At 65.7% G+C, this 22,209-nt stretch carries 20 protein-coding genes; 6 read left to right on the top strand and 14 right to left on the bottom strand.

Going from position 1 to position 22,209, the window contains the following annotated elements; genetic code table 11:
- Positions 1–199 precede the first annotated feature (199 nt).
- The 6 genes from HH302_RS17965 to HH302_RS17990 all read right to left on the bottom strand — a co-directional run bounded on the left by HH302_RS17965 (position 200) and on the right by HH302_RS17990 (position 7,130).
- Positions 200–2,170, bottom strand: coding sequence for a phosphatase PAP2 family protein (locus HH302_RS17965; protein WP_172203638.1), 1,971 nt, complete (start codon positions 2,168–2,170; stop codon positions 200–202).
- A 511-nt stretch (positions 2,171–2,681) separates the two neighbouring features.
- Positions 2,682–3,023 carry a YciI family protein gene (locus HH302_RS17970; RefSeq protein ID WP_172203639.1) on the bottom strand — a complete coding sequence of 114 codons (342 nt, stop codon included), beginning with the start codon at positions 3,021–3,023 and terminating at the stop codon, positions 2,682–2,684.
- A 97-nt stretch (positions 3,024–3,120) separates the two neighbouring features.
- Entirely contained in the window at positions 3,121–3,444 is a 324-nt protein-coding gene (locus HH302_RS17975) for a hypothetical protein (protein WP_172203640.1), read from the bottom strand.
- Positions 3,445–3,771: 327 nt separating this feature from the next.
- The gene (locus HH302_RS17980; protein ID WP_172203641.1) at positions 3,772–4,584 is read right to left on the bottom strand and encodes a class I SAM-dependent methyltransferase; all 813 of its coding nucleotides are present in this window, start codon (positions 4,582–4,584) and stop codon (positions 3,772–3,774) included.
- Positions 4,585–4,726: 142 nt separating this feature from the next.
- Positions 4,727–5,938: a CaiB/BaiF CoA-transferase family protein gene (locus tag HH302_RS17985; protein ID WP_172203642.1), complete on the bottom strand. Its 1,212-nt coding sequence runs from the start codon at positions 5,936–5,938 to the stop codon at positions 4,727–4,729.
- A 10-nt stretch (positions 5,939–5,948) separates the two neighbouring features.
- Positions 5,949–7,130 carry an acyl-CoA dehydrogenase gene (locus HH302_RS17990; RefSeq protein ID WP_172203643.1) on the bottom strand — a complete coding sequence of 394 codons (1,182 nt, stop codon included), beginning with the start codon at positions 7,128–7,130 and terminating at the stop codon, positions 5,949–5,951.
- Positions 7,131–7,348: 218 nt separating this feature from the next.
- Between HH302_RS17990 and HH302_RS17995 the strand changes: the two genes are divergently transcribed.
- The 3 genes from HH302_RS17995 (at position 7,349) to HH302_RS18005 (ending at position 10,542) form a co-directional block, all read left to right on the top strand.
- Positions 7,349–8,236 carry a LysR family transcriptional regulator gene (locus HH302_RS17995; protein WP_172203644.1) on the top strand — a complete coding sequence of 296 codons (888 nt, stop codon included), beginning with the start codon at positions 7,349–7,351 and terminating at the stop codon, positions 8,234–8,236.
- Between the two features lie 223 nt (positions 8,237–8,459).
- Positions 8,460–9,008 carry a PEP-CTERM sorting domain-containing protein gene (locus HH302_RS22345; RefSeq protein ID WP_216661969.1) on the top strand — a complete coding sequence of 183 codons (549 nt, stop codon included), beginning with the start codon at positions 8,460–8,462 and terminating at the stop codon, positions 9,006–9,008.
- Between the two features lie 241 nt (positions 9,009–9,249).
- Entirely contained in the window at positions 9,250–10,542 is a 1,293-nt protein-coding gene (locus HH302_RS18005; RefSeq protein WP_172203645.1) for a hypothetical protein, read from the top strand.
- A gap of 17 nt (positions 10,543–10,559) precedes the next feature.
- On the opposite strand, the gene HH302_RS22665 is transcribed toward HH302_RS18005, so the two are convergent.
- The 6 genes from HH302_RS22665 to HH302_RS18035 all read right to left on the bottom strand — a co-directional run bounded on the left by HH302_RS22665 (position 10,560) and on the right by HH302_RS18035 (position 17,259).
- Positions 10,560–12,020, bottom strand: a complete 1,461-nt coding sequence (locus HH302_RS22665) for a methyl-accepting chemotaxis protein (protein ID WP_172203646.1) — start codon at positions 12,018–12,020, stop codon at positions 10,560–10,562.
- Positions 11,995–12,513 carry a PAS domain-containing protein gene (locus tag HH302_RS18015; RefSeq protein WP_172203647.1) on the bottom strand — a complete coding sequence of 173 codons (519 nt, stop codon included), beginning with the start codon at positions 12,511–12,513 and terminating at the stop codon, positions 11,995–11,997. The genes HH302_RS22665 and HH302_RS18015 overlap by 26 nt, the downstream gene beginning before the upstream one ends.
- A 167-nt stretch (positions 12,514–12,680) precedes the next feature.
- Positions 12,681–13,235 (bottom strand): imm11 family protein, encoded by a 555-nt coding sequence (locus HH302_RS18020; RefSeq protein WP_172203648.1) that lies wholly within the window; start codon positions 13,233–13,235, stop codon positions 12,681–12,683.
- 14 nt (positions 13,236–13,249) lie between these two features.
- On the bottom strand, positions 13,250–14,188 hold the full coding sequence (locus HH302_RS18025; RefSeq protein WP_253946218.1) for an AHH domain-containing protein: 939 nt from the start codon (positions 14,186–14,188) through the stop codon (positions 13,250–13,252).
- Positions 14,189–14,413: 225 nt separating this feature from the next.
- A complete protein-coding gene (locus tag HH302_RS18030) occupies positions 14,414–15,211 on the bottom strand; it encodes a tetratricopeptide repeat protein (protein WP_172203650.1) in 798 nt (265 codons plus the stop codon).
- A complete protein-coding gene (locus HH302_RS18035; RefSeq protein ID WP_172203651.1) occupies positions 15,208–17,259 on the bottom strand; it encodes a bifunctional 2',3'-cyclic-nucleotide 2'-phosphodiesterase/3'-nucleotidase in 2,052 nt (683 codons plus the stop codon). The genes HH302_RS18030 and HH302_RS18035 overlap by 4 nt, the downstream gene beginning before the upstream one ends.
- Positions 17,260–17,428: 169 nt before the next feature.
- Between HH302_RS18035 and HH302_RS18040 the strand changes: the two genes are divergently transcribed.
- Positions 17,429–18,076, top strand: a complete 648-nt coding sequence (locus HH302_RS18040) for a hypothetical protein (protein WP_172203652.1) — start codon at positions 17,429–17,431, stop codon at positions 18,074–18,076.
- A gap of 39 nt (positions 18,077–18,115) precedes the next feature.
- Here HH302_RS18040 and HH302_RS18045 read toward each other — a convergent pair whose 3' ends face one another.
- Positions 18,116–19,246 carry a class I SAM-dependent methyltransferase gene (locus HH302_RS18045; protein WP_172203653.1) on the bottom strand — a complete coding sequence of 377 codons (1,131 nt, stop codon included), beginning with the start codon at positions 19,244–19,246 and terminating at the stop codon, positions 18,116–18,118.
- Between the two features lie 126 nt (positions 19,247–19,372).
- The gene (locus HH302_RS18050) at positions 19,373–19,813 is read right to left on the bottom strand and encodes a VOC family protein (protein WP_172203654.1); all 441 of its coding nucleotides are present in this window, start codon (positions 19,811–19,813) and stop codon (positions 19,373–19,375) included.
- Between the two features lie 218 nt (positions 19,814–20,031).
- Between HH302_RS18050 and HH302_RS18055 the strand changes: the two genes are divergently transcribed.
- Together HH302_RS18055 and HH302_RS18060 are read left to right on the top strand one after the other, a co-directional pair.
- Positions 20,032–20,373, top strand: coding sequence for a zinc ribbon domain-containing protein YjdM (locus HH302_RS18055; protein WP_172203655.1), 342 nt, complete (start codon positions 20,032–20,034; stop codon positions 20,371–20,373).
- Positions 20,374–20,485: 112 nt separating this feature from the next.
- Entirely contained in the window at positions 20,486–22,201 is a 1,716-nt protein-coding gene (locus tag HH302_RS18060; protein WP_172203656.1) for a SulP family inorganic anion transporter, read from the top strand.
- Positions 22,202–22,209 lie beyond the last annotated feature (8 nt).

Genomic DNA, 22,209 nt, shown 5'->3' on the forward strand with positions numbered 1-22,209 from the left:
CCACCCGGCCCGTTCGCCCTAGGGCGATCAACAGCTGGAGAGGGGCGCCAGCGTGCCGGGCCAGCAATCGCCGGGAAACGCTCAGGGGGCGCGCCGTTGGCCCGGCGCCTTCGGTGCCGATGATTTTGGCTTTGAGATGAACTGGCAAAGAAATGCCGCGCGAAGCACCAACGCCCCCGCGCGGCAGGGAGCAAGCCGCTTAGCCGTCGATGCGCAGTTGCACCGAGGTAGCGGTGTAGATCGGCGTGACCTTGTAGCCCGGCATGCTGACGCTGCTGAATTTGCCGGCGACGCTGCCTGCAGTGATGAGGTTGATCGTGTCACCCAACGCAGGTTGGTAGCCATTGGCGAAGCTGATGTTCAGCGCGCCGCCGACGAGGGTCATCGCGCCGTTGACCGCGAGGCGACCCCGCGACCCGTTGCCCAAGGCCAGTTCGAGGTTACCGTTGGCCAGTTGCGAGTACTTGCCTGCGATGGTCAAGGTGCTGGGCGCGGCGATCTTGACGGTGCCGCCACTGACATAGACATCGCCCTTGCCGAACGCGGTGGTGGATACGCCGGTCAGCGTGCCGGCGGAAACGACGCTGCCGCCGGTCCAGGTGTTGACGCCGGCCAGGGCCAGTGCGCCCGATCCCTTCTTGGTCAGCAGACCCGCGCCGCTGATGTTGTTCTTCCAGGTGTCGGCGGCGTTGAAGCCGCCCTGGCTGGCATCCATCGTCACGGTGACATCGCCATTGAAGGCGCCGTAGCCATCGGCCGCCGCGAACAGGTTCAGGCGTCCCCAGCCCTCTGCGTCATCCATGACCGGGTAGCCCGATGCGATCGCCGTGGTCATCAGCACGACGCGGCGCTGCTCGGCGCTGAGGTAAGGCAGGCGGGTTTCAAGCAGCACTTCGGCCCCCTTGGGCACGACTGCGGCTGCGTTCGCGCTGGCGATCTGCGGGAAGCCGTAGGTCAGGCGCTTGGTGAAATTGGCCTTGTTGGTCGCGTAGTCCGCGAAACGGTCGCTGCTGGTCGTTGCGGCATGCGCATAGGTATTGAGGTCTGCTGCCGAGTTCACGCCGGCCTGGGTCTGCAGCCAGCTGCGCGCCTGCGTGACCGCGGTGGTCTTGAGGCTGGCATTGGCCGCCTTGTTGAGGTTGTAGGCCACCACGGCGGTACCCTGGATGCGGCCACCGATGACATCCAGCGGCGAGTGCATGCCGGCGAGGATGCGGTTCTCGCCCAGTTCCATCGCGCGGGTCAGCATTTCCTGATAGCGCTCCGGCACCAGGTAGGCCATCGCCAGCGCGTCGCGCCAGCCTTCGGCCGTGTGGCCGCTGATGAAGCCGCCGTCGGTCGCCGGCGTTGTGCCTTTTGCCGGCACCAGCGACGGCGCGACCACGACCTTGCTGCTCCAGCGCCACGGACGGCCGTACTTGAAGAAGCGCTTCGCGGGCTCGGTGGAACCGTCACCGCTCATGGCGGCGATGAAGTCCACGGCAAGGCCAAGATTCGTGTTGCTGGCGCTTCCGACGCCCAGGTTATTGCCGCTGTCGTCGTATTTCACGGTGCTCGCATCGGCCGCGATGCTGGTGATCGTGGTTGTTTGCTGGGCACCGGTGCGCCAGGCGCTGGTCAAGGGGCCCATGCCGTCCGAGACGCTGTAACCCTTTGCTCGACGGTCGTCCAGATAGGCGGCGAGTTCCTGGTCGGCCGTGCGGGCGGCGGTCGCGGTTTCGACGTAGGCGATGTTGGCGGCGTGCACCGTGGCGTTCTTCACCACGCCGTCGGTCGCGCTGCCGGGGATGCCGCTCCAGTCGGACGCGGTGATCGCAGCGCACGTGCCGTTGGCAGCTGCCGTCTGGCCTGCGTCAACGAGCAGGCTGCGCGGCGTCCAGATATCCAGGAAGCCAGACACCACCCGTACGCCGGCGTTGGTATCGACGGTGGCATGACAGGCGTCGCCGCGCACGTTGGTTGCGCCGTTGTCAACGTAAGCCGCTACGTTGCTTGCGACGGGGGCGGTGTCTTCCTTGCCAAGACCCGTCGGCGCAGTTGGCGCTGACGGTGTGGCTGGTGTGGCTGCAGTCGTGTCAACGCTGTCGTTGCCGCCGCAAGCGACGAGGCTCAGGGCTGAAACGATGGCGGCGAATAGCGCGGCTGTACGGAAAGGGGTTGGGATCTGCATGCAGCTGCTCCGGCAGTAACGAATATTGTGGAGCGCGCACTTTAGTTTGACGGGGTTACGAAAGTATTTAGGGTCGGGCGTTCGCAGTGGCCTTGGTCTGGGAATGCCCTACGAACTGGGTGAGTGCGGGGGCGTTTGGTCGGCTTTTGGCGCGGGTTCCGTATGCTCAGTGTGGCTGGCCACTCAATTGGCGGACCTTGCTAACGTTGTGGCAAACACGACGAAGCACGTGCCAAAGCCGGGCGACTCGCCGAGTCGTGTTCGAGGGGCCGTGCCACGAGGGAAATGGGCGGAAGATTCCGGCTCATCGCAGCCGCATGACGCCTGCCTAACGCGACGGCGCGACGGTGCTTGTCGATCAGACCGCGGCGCCACTTGCGATGAGTCGACCCCGGTGTCGAATCGAATCGCCGACCGACGCGGCAGACACGGGACTCGTCGCAGTCAGCGGATGCCGCAAGCGAGTCAGTCGCTGATCAAGCCCCGATCGCGGCGCATACCCACCCGCCGATCAGGACTCTGGATCAAACATGATTTCGCGGACTTCTTGGGCGCACCGACACGCTTGGGCGATCTTTGCCGCCCACCTGAGCGCATCGGCGTGCGAGGGCACCTCGATGATCGAGAAACCGCCGAGGACCGCTTTGGTCTCCGGCACGGGCCCGTTGGTGACGCTTCCATCGGCATTCACGATGCTCGACTGCTGGCGTTGGAGGCCACCTCCGAAAATCCAGACTCCGGCGGACTTCGCTTCGCGGAGTACCGCGTGCGCGGCCTCGCTTACAGCGGGCAAGTGCGCCTCGGGAATGTGGTCCATCGAGCCGTCGTCAAACGAGATCAAGTAACGGGGCATGGCGTTGCTCCTTTCTAACGACGAGCGGGCACGGCAGCCCGCCGATTCCATTGTTGGCTCGCAGCCGGGCCGACACCGTGACACGCAGATCGGATACTCATGCTTGCCATACCGCGTACCCGTCCTCGCGTAGCCCGATCGCCAGCTCCACTTCCATCTCCCGTGCCGCCTCGTACGGCATCGGGTTGAAGCATTCGTAGAGCTCCGGCATCAGGCGTAAGCCGTACTCCTTCACAAACCGGTTCGCTTTCAACCCTGCCTTGTGTTTGTCAAAGCGTGTATCCGGCGACTGGCCCGTCATGCCGACATAAACGCAAGGTTTATCGCCAAGGTAATGGGGATTTGCTTTTAGAAAGCGCGGCTCGGCGAGCACTCGCCGCGAGAGTTCGATGACGTAGACGTGATGGTGGTGACGCGGCATCGAATAGCGCTTCGACCGATTGGGCGTGCAGTGAATAACTCCATCCTAGCGCCCGGCGGGATGTCTGGGGGCTCGCCTGTTGCGGGTCCGATCCGTCCACGTCAGCTATCCGACTGGCTGCGATCGATCGAGGCCGCAGGCGAAGTGGCTCATCCGATCACGGCAAGCGGCTCAAGAATGTTTGGGTGTGCCCTCGCCGAGGGGGCAACGTGCTGGCGCCGATCAAGCATTTGGCCGGCAGGCATCGCTCGTCAGGTGCAAGCCTTCGGCGTGGAGCGCTGAGGGCCCTGCACAGCGAATACCCGCCGTCGGTGGCGGTCGGTACCGCTATCCGGCGGCCACAATCACATGCGCCTGGATCTTGCCTGCCACCGGTCCGTTGCCATGCCGGTTGGCGATCGCGGCTGCGGCAAGGTCGGTCGCGTATTGAAGCAAGCTGGCGTCGCAGGTTTCGATTTCGTTGCGCAGCGGCGTGCCCTGGCAGTATGCGGTGGCGGCGTCGTGGGCAGAGGCCGCGCGGCTGACCTCTTCGCGCGTTTCGATCTTGATGTCGGCGAAGCCGGCGCGGCGCAGATCGTCACGAATCCGTGCGACGTCGTGATAACCGTGCGGGGTGCGGGCGAGGAATCGCGGTGGGTCGTGCGGAAACACCGCGGCGACCGCCTGGGTGACTTCGTCGGCAAAGGCGTTTTCTTCGATGCGGTCCCACACGCAGAAGACAAAACGGCCGCCGGGCTTCAACACGCGGCGCGCTTCGGTGTAGCCGGCGACCCGATCGGGAAAGAACATCGCGCCGAACTGGCAGCACACCACGTCGAACGTGGCGTCGTCGAAAGGCAGATCGAGGGCGTCCGCCTGTCGCCATCCGATCCGGGCGTCGGGCCCCTGGCGTGCGGCGGCAAAGTCCAGCATCGGGCGATTCAGGTCGCTCACCACGTAGCAGGTGTCGGCGTCGAGCTGCGGCGCGAGCGCCCGCGTGACGACGCCGCTGCCGGCCGCGGTTTCGAGCACGGTGCGAGGCGAGGTTGCTGCGACGAGCGCTGCTGTGGCCGCTGCGTAGGCCTCGAAGATCATTGGGACCATCAGGGTGTCGTAGAACGCCGGGATGGATCCCGCGAACACTTTGTCGATCTCTGCCATGAGCCCTCCCTGGAGGTCGTGAGCGGCAATCCTGCCGGTCCAGTACCGCGTGGGTCAGGCATTCTCGGATTGCGCCACGTCGCTGGGCATCGACGACGATACGCCTGTGCCGGCGGGTGTGCGAGCCCCGGCCGGCGCGGGACTAGATCGCGCCTTTGGCGGCAAGCTGGTCCAGTTCGCCTGGCTGCTTGCCGAGCACGTCTGCCAGTACGCCCCGGGTATCTGCGCCCAGCATTGGCGGGGAATTGCGGTAGGTGGTGGGCGTTTCAGACAGATGGATCGGGTTCGCGACCAACGGCACATGGCCGGCGGCCGGGTGGGGCAGGTCGATGCGCATGCCGCGGTGTTGCACCTGCGGGTCGTCGAAGACCTGGCCGATGTCGTTGATCGGGCCGCAGGGCACGGCGGCGGACTCAAGCGCGGCCACCCAGTCGGCGGTGCTGCGCGTGCGGGTGACGTCATGCATCGCGGGGATCAGGGTGGCGCGGTGCTTCACCCGGGCGGCGTTGGTCGCGAAGCGTTGGTCCTGCGCCCAGCCGGTGCCGGCTTCCTTGCAGAAGCGGGTGAACTGCCCGTCGTTGCCGATCGCGAGGATCATGTGGCCGTCGGCAGTGGGGAAGGCGTCGTAGGGCACGATGTTCGGGTGCGCATTGCCCATGCGGCGCGGTGCCTTGCCGCTGGCGAGGTAGTTCATCGCCTGGTTCGCGAGGCAGGCGACTTGCACGTCGAGCAGGGCGAGGTCGATGTGCTGCCCTTTGCCGCTTTGCTCGCGCCACGCCACTGCCGCGAGAATCGCATTGCTGGCGTAGAGCCCGGTCAGCACATCGGTGAGGGCGACGCCGACCTTCGTGGGCGGGCCGTCCGGTTGGCCGGTGATGCTCATCAGCCCGCCCATGCCCTGGATCAGGAAGTCGTAGCCGGCGCGCTCGGCGTAGGGGCCGTCCTGCCCGAAGCCGGTGATCGAGCAGTAGATCAGGCGCGGGTTGAGCGCCGACAGCGTGGCGTAGTCCAGCCCGTACTGCGCCAGCCCGCCGAGCTTGAAGTTCTCGACCAGCACATCGCTCTTCATCGCCAGTTCGCGCATCAGCGCCTGGCCCTCGGGCTGGGTGAAGTCGATCGTCACCGAACGCTTGTTGCGGTTGGTGCAGAGGTAGTAGGCGGCGACGTCGGTGTCTTCGCCCGCCTCATCCTTGATCCAGGGCGGCCCCCAGGCGCGGGTGTCGTCGCCCGAGCCGGGGCGTTCGATCTTGATGATCTCGGCGCCGAGGTCGCCCAGCAACTGCGTGGCCCAGGGGCCGGCAAGCACGCGCGAGAGGTCGAGCACCCGCAGGTGCGAGAGGGCGCCGGTGGTCATCGTGGGCCCCTTAACTGAAAGCCTGGATGCCGGTAATCGCCCGGCCAAGGATCAGCGCATGGATGTCGTGCGTGCCCTCGTAGGTGTTCACGACTTCGAGGTTCACCAGGTGGCGGGCGACGCCGAATTCGTCGCTGATGCCGTTGCCGCCCATCATGTCGCGCGCCAGCCGCGCAATGTCCAGCGCCTTGCCGCAGGAGTTGCGCTTCATGATCGAGGTCAGTTCGACGCAGGCGGTGCCTTCTTCCTTCATGCGGCCCAGGCGCAGACAGCCCTGTAGGCCGAGGCTGATCTCGGTGAGCATGTCGGCGAGCTTCTTCTGGATCAGCTGGTTCGCAGCGAGCGGGCGGTCGAACTGCTTGCGTTCGAGCACGTAGCTGCGGGCGCGGGCAAAGCAGTCTTCCGCGGCACCCAGCGCGCCCCAGGCGATGCCGTAGCGCGCCGAGTTCAGGCAGGTGAAGGGGCCCTTGAGGCCGCGTACCTCGGGGAAGGCGTTTTCCTCCGGCACGAAAACATCGTCCATTACGATCTCGCCGGTGATCGAGGTGCGCAGGCCGACCTTGCCGTGGATCGCCGGCGCGCTGAGACCCTTCCAGCCTTTCTCCAGCACGAAGCCGCGGATCTTGCCCTCGTCATCTTTTGCCCACACCACGAATACGTCGGCGATCGGCGAATTCGTGATCCACATCTTGCTGCCAGAGAGGCTGTAGCCGCCTTCGACCTTGCGTGCGCGGGTCACCATGCTGCCGGGGTCGGAGCCGTGGTTCGGTTCGGTCAGCCCGAAGCAGCCGATCCACTCGCCGCTGGCGAGTTTCGGCAGGTACTTGCGGCGGGTGGCCTCGTTGCCGAATTCGTAGATCGGCAGCATCACCAGCGAACTCTGCACGCTCATCATCGAGCGGTAGCCGGAATCCACGCGCTCGATCTCGCGCGCGATCAGGCCGTAGGCGACATAGCCCAGCCCCGCGCCACCGTATTCGGCCGGAATCGTCGCACCGAGCAGGCCCAGTTCGCCCATCTCGCGGAAGATCGCCGCGTCGGCGCGCTCATGGCGGAAGCTCTCGGTCACGCGTGGCAGCAGGCGCTCCTGCGCATAGGCGTTTGCGGCGTCGCAGACCATGCGCTGGTCTTCGGTGAGTTGCGCGCGCAGGTGCAGCGGGTCGTCCCAGCTGAAGGTGGCGGTGCCGGCCATGTCTCTCTCCTTTGGTGTCGGGGCTGCGGGCGCGAGCGGTGCGCAGTCCCCCCGGAACGCGCATCGTCAGCAGCCTGTGGTAGCCCGCATCGTGCCGCCGGCGCATGCGGGGCGCAAACGCTTTTCCTGCATGACGGTGTGCAAAATGTGCACTTGTTGTGCCTGCTGGGCGCAGAATGCGGGCTGCTGATTGAGTTCGATGCACTCCGGAGCCGCCGATGCGCCGCAAGATCCCCTCCACCGCTGCCTTGGTCGCCTTTGAGGCCGCGGCCCGACACCGCTCCTTCACCAAGGCGGGCGAAGAGCTGGCGCTGACGCAAAGCGCGATCTGCCGGCAGATCGCCGGGCTGGAGGAATTCCTCGGTGTCGAACTGTTCCGCCGCACCCGGCGCGGCGTGCTGCTGACCGAAGCAGGCGAGCGTTACCGGCGGCAGGTCGCAAGCCGGCTCGATGCGGTCGAGCGCGACACGCTGGAACTGATGGCCGGGCGCGGGCAGGGCGGCACGCTGGAGCTGGGCGTGGTGCCGACCTTCGCGACCCGCTGGCTGGTGCCGCGGCTCTCGCGCTTTCACGCGCAGCACCCGGACATCACGGTGAACCTCTCGGTCCGCACCCAAGCCTTCCTGTTCGACGAGTCGGGCTTGGATGCTGCGATCACTGCGGCGCTCGCGCCCTGGCCGGGCACGCAGGCGCAGCGGCTGCTGGGCGAGGTGTCGGTGCCGGTGGCCAGCCCGGCCCTGCTGGGGGGCGCGGCGCCGCTGCCGGCCAGCGAACTCGCGCGCCTGCCGCGCCTGCAGCAGAGCACCCGGCCCTACGCCTGGCGGCAGTGGTTCGCGGCGCAGGGCCTCACCGTCGAGGGCGACCTCGCCGGCCCGCGCTACGAACTGTTCTCGATGCTCGCCGAGGCGGCAGCCGGCGGTGCCGGCGTCGCGCTGATCCCGCCCCTGCTGATCGCCGAGGAACTCGCGAGCGGGCGCCTTGTGCGCGCAAGTGAAGCCGTGCTCGACGAAGGGCGGGCGTACTGGCTGGTGTGGCCGGAAGGAAAGGGCGCCGCGCCGCTGTTACAGACGTTCAGAACCTGGATGGACGGAGAAGTCACCGTGTAGCGGTGCAGGCGGCCGCGTTGCGGGGTGCCGATGCCCTGCCGATTGATGAAACTGGGTGGCACGGGGTGATCGCGGGGCGCTTGAGTGAGGGCCGCGCTTGGGTTGCTGACATCACGCTTTGCGTGACGCTTTGCACAAAAGCGCAGTCCAGCCGCGCCGGGTGAATATGCGAAAGCGGTAATCTCCGGGCTCTGTATTCCCGTCATCCCCCAAGGATTTTCATATGAAGAAACCCCTCCTCACCGCGATTCTTGCGCTGTGTGCGCATGCGGCGGGCGCGACCGAAACCCTGCTGAATTTCGACGACTTCGTTGGTGGCAGCTCGTTCAACTATGGCGGCCTGCACTGGGAATCGAGCGTGCCGCTCGTGAATGGATACGGCAATGGCGGCGGCAGCTACGACCCGTCGTCTCCTGGTGATGTCGAATACCAGGGCGCCGGTGAGCTGACGCTCTCGCTGGTCGGCGGCGGGCAGTTCGACGTGAATAGCATCGGTTTGCTGGCCGGTACATTTGCTGTCCAACCGCCGGTCGTGACCGCCTATCGCGACGGTGCGCTGATTTACACGATTCCCGAGTATGGCCATGGTTGGGATTACACCGTCACGATCAACAAGGCCGACACCGTCAAGTTCAATTGGGATGGCGCTGGCCTGCGCATGGACGACCTGAAGTACTCTGTGGCCGCCGTGCCCGAACCCGAAACCTACGCGCTGATGCTGTCTGGGCTGGCGCTGGTGGGCCTGCGGGCACGTCGCCGGAACCAGGGCTGATTCAACCGAACGGGCGTCCGCGTCCTCGCCTCGATACGAAGCCGCGCCTTGTGCGCGGCTTTTCTTTTGTGTTGATGGCTGTCGGTGGCGCAGGTGCGGAACGGCACCGCCCAAGCGCTGATATGCTCGCTGCAAATCGGAGATTTGCAGCCTGTTCGCCCGAACAATGACACAGCCCCACGCAGTTCAACCTACCGCCGACGGTTCAAGTCTGCGCCGCTGCGGCCACTGCGGCGCACCGATGCGTGTGCTGCGTCTGGCCGGCCACTACAAGCGCACGGTCGAGATCGACGTCTGCGCGCCGTGTTCGTTGATCTGGTTCGATGCGATGGAGTCGATCCGGATTGCGGGGCCCGGGCTGGTGGCGCTGGTGCATGAGATCGATGCCTGCATGGCCATCGAGCCGACTTTCCGGCCCCTGCCACAGACCTTGCCTTGCCAGGTTTGCGGCCAGCCGCTCAAGCGGGTGTTCGACCTCACGCGCTACGGGCGCACCGCGCATCTGGAATGCCCGCAGGAACATGGCATCTACCAGAGCTTCATGCTGTTCCTGGCCGAGAAGGGTTACTTCCGGCCTTACGAGTGGCACGACATCCATGCCTTGACCGCGGCGGGCAAGGCGATCAAATGCAACCAGTGTGGCGCCACGCTCGAAGGGCGCCCGCAGAACGCTTGCCCCTACTGCGCATCGCCAGTGGGTGTGTATGACCCCGCACGCCTGGCCGCTGCGATCGACCGCGAGCAGGTCGCCGCGCCGGTCGCGCTCAAGCCGACGGCGGCGCAGGTTGCCTGTGAGGCCTGCGGTGGCATGCTCGATCCGAGCCGCGATACCGCTTGCCCGCATTGCCGTGCGATCGTCCGGCCGCGCGAGAGTGCGGTGGCCGTTGCCGTCTCAAACGCGGTGGCGGACGAGGTGGCGAGCAACTACCAGCGCCAGCGACCTGAGGTGTCGCGCCGCAAGTTGGAGGAGGGGGTCGGCGGCATGCTCGACGTGGCGTATGCGGACCCCCCATCGCACGGCATCGGCAGGCGCATCGGTATCGCGGTGTCCTGTGTTTGCCTGGGCGTGCTGTTGTGGTCGGGCGTGGCTAATCGCCCCAAGCCGATCATCGTTGAGAACGCCGATGGCACGCAGAGCCGGCTCAGCGCTTCGGAGTACGAAGCCGAGGCCGCGCGTGACCGGGCGAGCCGGATGCGTGGAGTCACGCATGCGCCGGCTGGCGAAATACCGCCTCAGCTCCACGTGACTCGCCGTGGCGACACGCTCCAGGTAGCGCGTGACGGCGGGCCGCCAATCTTGGTCGGCGTCAACCTCGCTTATGAGCAGCTGCGCGATGCGTGGATACGTTGCCCGATGGAGATCCAGAACCGGAAGGGCGAACGCAATGCGCTACTCGACAACGCTCACCCAACGGCGACCTTCGTGCCATCGGCCGCTTGCAGCAAACGCCTGCTCGACAAGGGGCGCTACGAGTACACCTTGACCGCGAACAGCCAGACCATCTTCAAGTCCGACTCGGCGTTTTTCGACTGACCCCGCGCCGGCGGCGCTCAGTGTTGTGCCCGCTCGGCCTCGCGTTGTACGACGATGCGATCGAGCATGGCCATCATCTGGCTGCTGGCAGCCTCCGCGGTCTCGAAATGCCGGTAGGCCATCTGCTTTGCGGTGGCATTGGATGCCCAATCGCCCGTGCTGAGTACGCTCACCATCTGCTGCAGGGCGTCATGGACTGCGCGGTGGGGCGCCTCCAGGCCGCGTGCAGCGGGTGCGGTGAACAATCCGTGTCCGCCAGCGAGCCATTTGCCGAAACGGCACTCCGCTTCGGTTGTCGCGATCGCGGCGGCCTGGCTGGAACCCGGACCGTTGACCGGTACCAGATAGGCGTTCTGCTTGTAGAGGATGTGATCGGTCTTCGCGAGCGAGACCGCGCTGATGTCGCCGACCTTCTCCACCTCGACCAGTGCTTTCTGGGACGAAGCCTCGAAGCGGACAAAGCTCTGCTCCAGCGTGGCGATCTGATCGCGCGAGGACGCGGTGGCGCCATGCATCTCGTGGGCGTTCTGCAGGATCTGCCGGGCGTCATCGGAGAACACTTCCATCACCTTTGCGATCTGCTCCGACGATTGCTTCGTGTTCTCGGCGAGCTTGCGTACCTCGTCGGCCACCACGGCAAAGCCGCGCCCCTGCTCGCCCGCCCGCGCCGCTTCGATCGCCGCGTTGAGTGCGAGCAGATTGGTCTGATTTGCGATGCCGGTGATCAGGTCGACCGAGCGCCTGATCTGCTCGCTGTGTTCGTTGAATACCTTGATCGCCGCGAGCGTGGTGTCCACCCGGGTGGAAATATCGCCAAGGCTGTGCACCAACTGGTCGATTGCGGCGCGGCTCTGCTGCGCGTCGTCGAAGTTTGCGCGGGCAATCGCATTGAGGGCATCCGAGGCTTCCGCCACGGTCTGCATGTCGCGGACATTGGTTTGCAGGTCGGATAGCAGATGCGTGCTGTTGAGCGTGCCCAGCCGCGAGAGCAGTTCATTCCGGTGCTGGAGCGCATGGCTGGCCGCAAGGCTCTCGATCACGGCGTTGGTGCGCGCGAGCTCGGCGCGGAACTCGCCGTGCAGACCGCTGGTTTGCGTCAGGCGATAGAACTTGCCCTCGCCGGCCATTGCCAGCGCGGTCTTCTGCTCGCGGAATGTGGCCTCAAGCTGGTCAAGCATGTCGTTGAACGCCCAGCAGAGGGCTTCGTCCGCCGAGCCTGGCCGGATGCCGGTGATGCGTCCTTCGAACTTGCCGGCGGCGACTTCCTCGCACAAGGCGGTCAGGCGTGCGGTCTCGCCACCCTTGCCTCGGCGCGAGCGCCATGCGATGGCAAGCAGTGCAGCACCCACGAGCAGAACGGCGGCCGGCCACCCGATCGCGCCCTGCTGCCAACCCGCCCTCAGGGCGAAGATGACGAGCACCAGATACAGCGCCGTCGCGCTGTGGCGCGCGTCAAAGCGCGAGAACCAGTTCGCCATAGCTCATCCCCTTGTCACGGAGTACGGATTGCAGCAACGCCATCGATGCCTCGCACGCATCGCGTGGCCCCGCCTTCTGCTCCGCATCGAGCATCGCGCGGTAAAGGCCCTCGCATACGCTGACCCCACTGGCCTTGGGTTTGCGCCGCACGGAAAGGTAGCCGGTGACGATGCCGTTTGCGTCGAACGACGGCGTCACGTTGGCGAAGACCCAGTAGAAGCTGCCGTCTTTTGCCATGTTCTTCACATAGGCAAAGACCTCCTGCCGGTCGGCAAGGGTGTCCCACAGCAGTTTGAAGACCCCCCGCGGCATGTCCGGGTGCCGGATGATGTTGTGCGGGGCGTTCAGCAGCTCGGCTTCGGAGAAACCGGAGAACTCCATGAAGATGCGGTTGCCGTAGGTGATACGACCTTTCAAGTCGGTCTTGGAGACGATGAAATCGTCTTCCCGCATCACCCGCTCGACGCTTGTCGGCTGGACCTTGTATTTCATGCCCCCTCCCGCCCGAAGTCGTTCGCTCCCCTGCCGGGATTACGGCTCCCGGCGGCTGCAACTTGAATCAAAGAGACGGGCCCGCCACCGGCGGGGTCGCAAGGCGCTTCCGCCGCTTGGGAATGACCGCGGGTGGCTGGTTTCGCCCGCATGGGCGCTTCAGGTGCTCAGCCGGACCATTCCCCTGGGCCGTAGAACACAAAGCCGGGGATGCCCGCGGCCGTGATGGCGTCCTTCACCTGCTGATGTACGACGATCGCGCTGATGTTCTCCGCCAGGCGGAACATCAGCGCGCCGCCGGTCTTTGATTCGTCGATCACCAAGCTGTGGAAGTCGGCGTCGCCCATCGTCGAAGACGAGGTGCCCATCAACTGTGAAGCCGCCATGTCGGCGCAGGCGACCAGCCCCACGATGTTGAACGCCTTGTAGTCGTGACGGACTTCGCCGGTGAGCGGATTGCTGAGGGCTGCATCGAAATACTGGATGTTCGACACGCCAGCCGCTTCCAGCGCCGCGCGGACCGAGTCGTGCATGATCGGCACTGACTTCTCGTCGTACATCGCTTTCGGGTTTCCCGGGTACTTCGGGTTCAACACATACTGCAATGGTTGTTCCGCTGGTGTTTCAACGACACGACCCAGCATCCAGCCGGGTATGCGAGGGGAGACATTGATCGGCGCAACCGGGTGTTTGCCCTCGCACACCATGACGAAGTAGTTCATCGAGTGATCCGAACTTAAGTAGTCAACACGCGTTCTGTCGCGAGATAGGCTGCGACGAACTCCTGCTTAACGCTGCCGCCAGCAAAGGCATCGTCTCGCCACCGATCCGATGCAAACCACGGACGCTTCCACGCGCCGGGAGGCGAGACCAACTGGCTCTTGAAATAGGTGGATAGATTGTAGAGGCGCAGCTTGATCGCAAACGGCGGATTGATTTCCGATCCCTGGCAATCGGCGCATTCATGCGTCATCAGTACCTGAGCGATCTTGTTGAGCAACTTCTCGACCGCGGCGCTGTATTGCGTGTGCGCGTCGTGGAACTGTCCGCCGGCCGCCTTCGATGCAGCCGCCACATAGTTCAGGCACCACGGGTGCGCGTCTAGGTCGCTCCATGAATGGCCGGGTTTCGGCGAACGCCCCGGGCGGATGTAGTAGTTGCCGGGCAGCCAGACGCCGTTGTGTGCGCCGTTGACGTTGTAGCCAATGTATTTGCGGATGGTCTTCTTCTTCTGCCCCATTGCCGTCAGCACGTCGACCGAAGCGCCCTTGGTCATCAGTGGTTTGAGGTCGCTCGGCGCGAGCGATGCTTCACCCGGAATCAGGTGATGGGCGGCCACCGTGAAACCGTAGTCGCCCAACGGGACGTCACCGGCCGCCGGCACACGTACCTTCAGCAAGCCGCCGGAACGTGTGGTGTCGATCCGGGGGCTCGGTGTCGCTACAGGTGGCGGGCAGGGGCCTTCAATCGTGCCGGCCTTGCCGGGCGAGGCGTCAGCCAGGTTGCGGCCAAGCGTTCCGCCGTTGTTTTCCTGTTCGATCTGGGCGCCGTCGGTGTCGTCGTCTGCAACGCTTTCACCTTCTTCATCGTCCGCCCCTAAAGCGGTCTCTTCCTTGAACGGGCATTTCGCAGCGATCTCCTCGGCCAGCATGCCGATCGCGATCTGTTCCCCCATCTGCACGTCAGCTCTCCTGTTGGGTGACGTTCCGGCGCGTCAGGCAGCGTGCCCGCGGGCCCTTTCGTGACAGGTGCAGATTGTGCGGCGCTGTGCCGCTGTCATGTCAAGGCACGGTTTGCCACTGCGGTATCAATGTCCGAGCCCGAAGCGCTGACCTCGCACGCCAAGCCGGAGTTGCCCTGCCACCAGGAGGCGCCGACGCTGCAACGCGGGGCGCTGCTTTCAGGGCACCAGCGCGGGGTGCTTCAGTGCATGGGCGGTTTCGAGGCTGAAATGCCGTGCCTGCATTTCGTCCTTCGGAAGGCCGAGTTCGCCGTTGCGATAGGCCATGGCCAGTGTCTGGATGGCTTCCGGCAGTTCGAGTTCGGCCGCTTCTTCGTAGAGCTCGCGCGCACGCCGCTCGTCGCGTGGTACGCCGTCGCCATCGCGGTAGGCGTTGGCGAGCATGAACATCGCGGCGGGTGATTGTTTTGCCGCTGCGAGGGCAAACCAGCGTGCGGCGGCCGCGCGGTTTTCGCGCACCCCGTAGCCGCTGCGCAGCATCAGGCCAAGGTAGTAGGCCGCGCCCGCATGGCCTTGCGCGCCGGCCGCCGCAAAGTGGCGATAGGCCGAGGGGTAGTCGCGTTCGACGTAGGGCGAGCCGAGGAATTGCAGCTTGCCGAGCGCCATGTGGGCATCGGCATCACCCTGGCTCGCCGCCTTCTCCAGCCATGTGATGCCCTCGGCGCTATCGCGGGTGTTGTTGCGCGCCAGAAGGGCTTCGCCCAATGCGCGCTGAGACATCGCGGCGTCGCGCGGCGCGGCCAGCAAGCGGAGCCGTTGCAAGGCATCGTCGTCGCGCCCGGCGCCCGCTTGCTGGGCGAGGGCTTCGATCGCTGCGGGCGCTGGCGTGCGCGCGGCATGATGGGTCCATGCCGCGCCGAGCAGCCCCGCAAGCGCGGCGGCCAACGCCACGCCTGCGAGCGCCTTGAGCACGCCGGGCCGGGCACGGAGCTGATCCGTCACGGCCGCGGCGGTCATTTCGAGAGATCCAGCGCGTAGACCGAGAGGCTCTTGCCCGAACCGTCGTCCGCACGCAGCAGCGACACGTTGTTGAGCCCCGCCGCGCTGGCGAGCGCGAGCTTGCCGGCCGACGAGGTGAAGGTCACCGGGCCTGCCGTCGTGACCTTGCTGAACTTCCAGCTGCGGTCCGAGCCGTTGGCGGTGCGGGTCACCGTCTTGATCGACTTGATGTACGCGATCAGCACATCGCGGTTGGCGTCCGGCGCGGCGAGGATCGTCTTGCTGCCGTCCAGGCCGGGGAAGTTGCCGCCGCCGCTGGCGCGGTAGTTGTTCGTCGCGACGATGAATTCCTGGGTGCCGACGATGGCCGCGCCCTTGTACATCAGGTTCTTGATGCGGCTACCAACTGGTTGGGTGACGTCGATTTCGTAGGTGATATCCGGCGTCGTAAACATGTCGAAGTTGTAGCCAGGGAAGCTGCTGATCAGGTTCTGCTCGGTCGTCTTCGCCGGGTCGATCTGGTTGAAGCGCTTGGCGGCAGTCTCCAGCCAGGCCTTGATGTTGTCGCCGCTCACCTTCACCGCGTAGATCGTGTTCGGGTACAGGTAGAGGTCGGCGGCGTTGTTGATCGCGACGTTGCCTTGCGCTACGTCGGTGTAGTCGTTGCCACCGCCGAAGCCGCTCTTGAACGGCGCGCTGACCGACAGCACCGGCAGCGCCGCGTAGGCCGGCAGGTTGGCCTTCACGTACTTCGCCACGTAGTCCGCCTGCGCCTGGTTCACCAGTTCGATCGCGCCGACTTCGCCGACATCGGCAAAGTAGCTGGTCATCTGGAAGTCGGTCGAGCCGATCGGCGTCTTCACATAGTCGATCGTGGCCTGGTGCTCATTCGCCACTGCTGCGGCGATGCTGGGTTCCACCGCAACATAGGTCTTGTCGGCGTTCTGGATCGAGCGCGCCTCGACCTTGGTCCTGGTTTTGTCGATCACCCAGGCCTTGCCGTCGTACGCCAGCTCGAACTTGATCACCCCCAGGTGCTTGCCCCAGAAGTTCGCCATCACGGTCGGCACGCCGTTCACGGTGCCATTAACCTTGTCGACGCCCGGCAGGTTGAACTGCGGCACCGTGCTGGTTGCGTTCGGGAAGATCTGGTGCGAGTGGCCGATCAGCATCGCGTCGACACCGGCGACCTGCGACACGTAGTAGTTCGCGTTCTCCATCGTCGGCGAGTAGGCGGAGTTATCCAGCCCGCCGTGCGAGATCACGACCACCAGGTCGGCACCCTTGGCGCGCATCTCCGGGATGTACTTCTCGGCCTGTTCCTTGATGCCGGCGGTGTAGACCTTGCCGTCGAGCCAGCGCTTGTCCCACGACATGATGGTGGGCGGCGTGAAGCCGATGATGCCGACCTTGATCGGCGCGGTGACTTCCTTGCCATCCGCGGTCTTGGCCTTCAGTTCGCGGGTCAGGATCGCGTAGGGCTGGAACAGCGGCGCCTTGCTCTTCACGCTCAGCACGTTGGCGAGCACCTGCGGGAAGGCGGGGCCGGCGCAGGCGGTTTGCTTGGCCGGGTCGGGCAGCCCGTCGATGTTGAACTTGTTGCCCGTGACCTGGTTCAGGTAGGGCAGGCCGTAGTTGAACTCGTGGTTGCCGATGCCGCCACCGTCGTAGCCGATGGCGTTCATGACCTTGTACATCGCCAGCGTGGTGCTACAGCTGATCGGGGCAACCTGGGCCTGGTAGTCGGCCAGTGCGGTGCCCTGGATCGTGTCGCCGTTGTCCAGCAACAGGGTGTTCGGGAATTCGCTGCGCGCATTCTTGATCAGCGTCGCGACGCGCTCGAAACCGAAGGACTTGTCCTCGGCAAGCTTGAAGTAGTCGTAGCTGAGCACATTGGTGTGCAGATCGGTCGTCTCCAGCAGCGCCAGCGTTGCGGCGGTGCCTTTCTCGATCTTCGGTGCTGCAGGGGTTACGACGGGCGCGGGCGCGGCCTCGTCGCTGCCGCAGCCAGCCAGCAGCAGTGCGGAAATGAGGCCGCCGGTCAGGAGGCTGTTTCGGACAAGCATCGGTGTCACCTTGTGAGTGAAAACCGGCAAGCCTGCGCAGTGTCCATGTCAGGGGCGTTAAGGCTTTGTGGCGTTTCTGTCTCGGCGCCTGTTGGCGCGGTGAAAAGCCGGGCTCGATCGGGCTGCCGTGGCTGGAGTAAGCTGGATGCTCGTTATGGGGGATATCGCCATGCTTCGCTTGAATTCACGGCTTCTTGCGCTGCCGAGCGCAGGCGCGGCTCTGCTGGTCGGGCTCGGCGCCCTGGGCGGTTGCGCCAGCACCAAGATCAATTCCCAGTGGGTGGACCCGGCCTTGTCCGGCGCGCCGCTCCGCGGTGCCAAGGTGCTGGTGGTGTGCCAGGCCGTTGAGCTGTCGATCCAGCGTTTGTGCCAGGAGCAGATTGCCGCGCAGCTCGGGCGCTTCGGCGCGCGCGCAGTGGCGGGGTCGGGGGTTGGGCCCGAAGTTGCTGACCGCGCTGCCGCCGCGGCGCAGCAGTTGCCGGCAGCGAAGGCGGCGGGTGCGAGTGCGCTGTGGTTCGCAGCGGTGGCGCCGGACGCCTCCTACGTGGCGCCTGGGCCTTCAATCAGTTTTGGCTTCGGCGGCGGCAGTTGGGGGGGCGGCGGCGGTGGTGGCGCTGGCGTCGGCATTTCGATGCCGGTGGGCGGCAGCAGCGTGAGCACCGCTTACGGCGCCGAGAGCGCGCTGCTGAATGTGGCGGACGGTCGCGTGTTGTGGTCCGCGAAGGCGGTGGCGCCACCTTCCGAACAGGTCAATCAGCAACTCGCCGATCTCGCCAAGGTGCTGGCCGAAGCGGCACAGAAGGCCAATCTGTTCTGAGCGTGCCGCACCCCGCGTCGTTGCGCGGGGCGGGCGGCATCACTTGGTGGCAACAAGCTGCCAGAGCGTGGTTACTTCCTGCGCGCGGGCGGCGTGCAGCGGGTCGTCGGCGTCGGCGGCCTTGCCGTGGCGCGGGCGAATCGTCTCGCGGCCGACCACCTTTAAGCCGGCTTGCTCGATCCACTCGGTCAGTTGCTCCCGCGTGCGCAGGCCCAGGTGCTCGGCCAGGTCTGACAGGATCAGCCAGCCTTCGCCCTTCGGCTCGAGGTGCGCGGCCAGCCCGGCAAGAAAGCCCTTGAGCATGCGGCTGTCGGGGTCATACACCGCGTGTTCGATCGGCGAGCTGGGTTTGGCCGGCACCCAAGGCGGGTTGCACACGATCAGCGGCGCGCGGCCTTGCGGGAAGAGATCCGCTTTCACGACCTCGACACGGTTGGCGAAGCCCAGGCGCTGCATGTTCTCCTTTGCGCAGGCGATGGCGCGCGGGTCCTGCTCGGTGGCGACGATGCGCTTGACGCCGCGCTTGGCCAGCATCGCCGCGATCACGCCGGTGCCGGTGCCGATGTCAAAGGCCAGCGATTCGGCCGCAGCGGGCAGTGCGGTGCGTGCGACCAGATCGACATACTCGCCACGCACCGGCGAGAACACGCCGTAGTACGGGTGGATGCGCGAACCGAGCGCAGGGATCTCGACCCCTTTCTTGCGCCATTCGTGCGCGCCGATCAGGCCAAGCAACTCGCGCAGCGATGCGACATAGGCTTCATCGGCCGCGCCGTAGGCTTCGAGGCAGGCGTCGTGCACATCGGGTGCGCGGCGCAGTGGAATCATGTGGCCGGCATCGAAGGGGATCAGCAGCATGCCCAGCGTGCGGGCGCGCTGGGCCTGGGCCATGCGGTGCAGGTTGAAGGCCTCGGTCGGCGTGTTGCCGGTTTTCGCCTTTTTGCGGTCAGCGCGGCGCGCCATTGCCTGCAGCAGCAGGCGGGCGTTCTGGAAGTCGCCGCGGTAAAGCAGCGCCGTGCCTTCGCACGCGAGTTTGTAGGCGGTGTCGGCGTTCGTGGTGTCGTCGGCGATCACCACGCGCTTCGGGGGTGCAACGCCAGCCTCGGAGCGCCAGCGTGCGCTGCGCGCCGCATCGGCTTCGGTCCATTCGATCAGGGGAAAGTCGCTCACTGGGCTACCTGTGTAATGTAGGGCGGGGTCCGCGTAACGCGGACCAAGGGCGGAAGGATAGTCCCTTGTGCATGCGAGCGGGGCTGTGCCAGCCGGCAAGCGGCAGGGTTGTTGATCCTGCGCGGCTCAGGCGTTCGGCCAGTCGTCGTGCCGCGCACGGCGCTCGGCGCGGTAATTGGTGATCTCCAGCCGGATGCCGTCCGGGTCGCTGAAGAAGGTGGCCCAGTAGTCCGGCGCATAGCCCGGATGCAAAGCCGCCTCGCTAGCGTCGATGCCAGCTGCGCGCAATTCGCGGCTGGCGGCGATCACGTCGTCGATCGACTCAACCCGCAAGCACACATGGTGCAGGCCGGGGGCGTACGCGTCGTGCGCTGCGGCGCTGCGCGCTGGCCTGATGACCACGCCGAAGTGGCGGTTGTAGTACTGCACATGCGGTTCGCCATGCAGCGCAAACGTGTTCTTGCGGAAGCCAAGTACGCCCAGCATTGCGCGGTCATAGAACGCCTCGGCGCGCGCCAGGTCGGAAACGCTCAGGTAAAGATGGTCGAAGCCGGTGATTTCGGGCATCGATTGCGCTCCACGGTAATCGGCAGGCGGGCAGTGTGGCGTGCGCATTTCCGCCCGGCAAGGTATATGCGCCGAAAACCATGTGCCGTGAAGGGGTAAAATGCGCCCCCTTTGTGCAAACGCGATGCCGTTTGATGCCCTTCCGACTCCGCGCGCAGGGCTGGGCATGTCGCGTTTTCCGATCCAAGTCGCGGTTTTCAATCCATACAAGGTTCAACGTGAGCACGCTGCCCAATTGTCCGCAATGCAAATCCGAATTCACCTACGAGGACAACGGGATGTTCATCTGCCCCGAGTGCGCTCACGAATGGTCGGCCACCGCGCCGGCCGAGGCTGCCGAAGACGCGCGCGTGATCAAGGATGCCAACGGTAACGTGCTGCAGGACGGGGATTCGGTCACCGTGATCAAGGACCTGAAGGTCAAGGGTTCGTCGCTGGTGGTGAAGGTCGGCACCAAGGTCAAGAACATCCGTCTGGTCGATGGCGATCACGATATCGACTGCAAGATCGACGGCATCGGCCAGATGTCGCTGAAGTCGGAGTTCGTGCGCAAGGCTTGAGCCGGAGTCGCCGCCTGGCGCTGCGCGTGTGTGGCGCGGGTGAGCGAGGGTTTGCCGGTTTGCGGTAGGGTGGACGCTTCGGTGCCGCGGCACCGTGACGCAGGGGCAAGGTTTGGAATCCTCGTTCAAGGTGCTCGGCTGGCTGCGCGACTATCGCCGCGCCGACTTGTGGGATGACGTCGTTGCCAGCGCAACGCTGGTGATGTTTCTCGTGCCGCAGGGCCTGGCCTATGCGCTGCTGGCCGGGCTTTCGCCACAGGCCGGTCTGTACGCGAGCATCCTGCCGGTGATCTGCTATGCGATCGTCGGCAGCAGTGCGGCCTTGTCGGTTGGCCCCGCCGCGCTGCCTTCGTTGATGACCGCTGCGGTGCTCGCCGGGCTGTCGCAGGTCGCGCCCTCGCAGTACCCGATGCTGGCCGCCGCGCTGGCGCTGTTTTCGGGCTTGCTGCGTGTGGTGTTCGGCGGCTTGCGGTTCGGTTTTGTCGCGAACTACCTGTCGTCCCCGGTGGTTGGTGGTTTCGTCACCGGCTCGGCGCTCCTGATCCTGCTGACGCAGGTGCCCAACCTGATCGGCATCGAGAGCCATGCGGCGGACGCGCAGTCGATGCTGGCGCGGGTGTGGGCGGTGCGGCATGAGTTGAGCTGGGCGTCGCCAGCGCTTTCGGTGGCGACTTTGCTCGCGCTGTTCGCGTGCCGCGCATGGCTCGCCAAGGGCTTGCGGCGCATCGGGCTGGCCGCGCGTGCGGCGGACCTTTTCGGCAAGGCGGCACCCTTGTTCGTCATCACCGTGGCTGCCGCCGCGGTGCATGCGCTGGGGCTGCCGGTCAAGCTGGTCGGCGCGCTGCCGCAAGGCCTGCCACCGCTGACGTGGCCGATGCCGCAAATCGGCCTGCTGATCGACCTGATGCCGGCGATCGCGGCGATTGCGCTGATCGGCTTCATCGATAGCTATTCCATTGCGCAGGTGCTGGCGCTCAAGCGGCGCGAAACCGTCAATCCGAACCGTGAGCTGGTTGCGCTGGGCCTCGCCAACATGGCGGCCGGCGTGACCGGCGGATTCCCGGTGTCGGCGAGTTTCAGCCGATCCGCCGCGAATGAGCTTGCCGGCGCTCGCACACAACTGGCGGGCGTGCTTGCGGCGCTCTGGATGCTGGTGATCCTGGCCGCGGCGGCGGGGCTGTTTGCGCTGCTGCCACTCGCGACCCTGTCCTGCACCATCGTTGTGGCGGTGATCCAGTTGATTGATCTATCGGTCCTGCGGCTGGCCTGGCGCTATGAGCGTGGCGACGCGTGGATCTTTCTCGCGACGGCCGCCGCCGTGCTGGTGGCAGGTGTTGTTGACGCGGTGCTGCTGGGTGTCGGCCTGTCGTTGGCGCATTTCGTGTGGCGGACCAGCTCACCTCACTTGGCCGAGGTGGGCCGCGTGCCGGGCAGCGAGCACTACCGCAACCGCCTGCGCCATGCGGTTGAGATGCAGCCGGGCGTGCTCGCGATACGGGTCGATGAGAGCCTTTACTTCGCCAACATCCGGTTTGTCAGCGATGCGATTGTCGGCATGCTGCGCCAGCGCCCGGATACGCGCAGCGTGCTGCTCGTGCTGTCGGCGGTGAACGCCATAGATGTGTCGGCCTTGCAGGGGCTGCGTGACCTGAACCGCGGGCTTTCTGAGCAGGGCGTCGCCCTCCATCTGGCGGAGGTGAAGGGCCCGGTGATGGATCGCCTGCGCCAAAGTGGCTTTCTCGCGGAGCTGAGCGGCGCGGTGCATCTGTCCACCCACTCGGCCATGCGTTTGATCGGCACGCCGGCGGAACCCGACTACGTCATCTGATCCGTACT

The sequence above is a fragment of the Niveibacterium sp. COAC-50 genome, from assembly GCF_013184235.1.
Lineage (GTDB): Bacteria > Pseudomonadota > Gammaproteobacteria > Burkholderiales > Rhodocyclaceae > Niveibacterium > Niveibacterium microcysteis.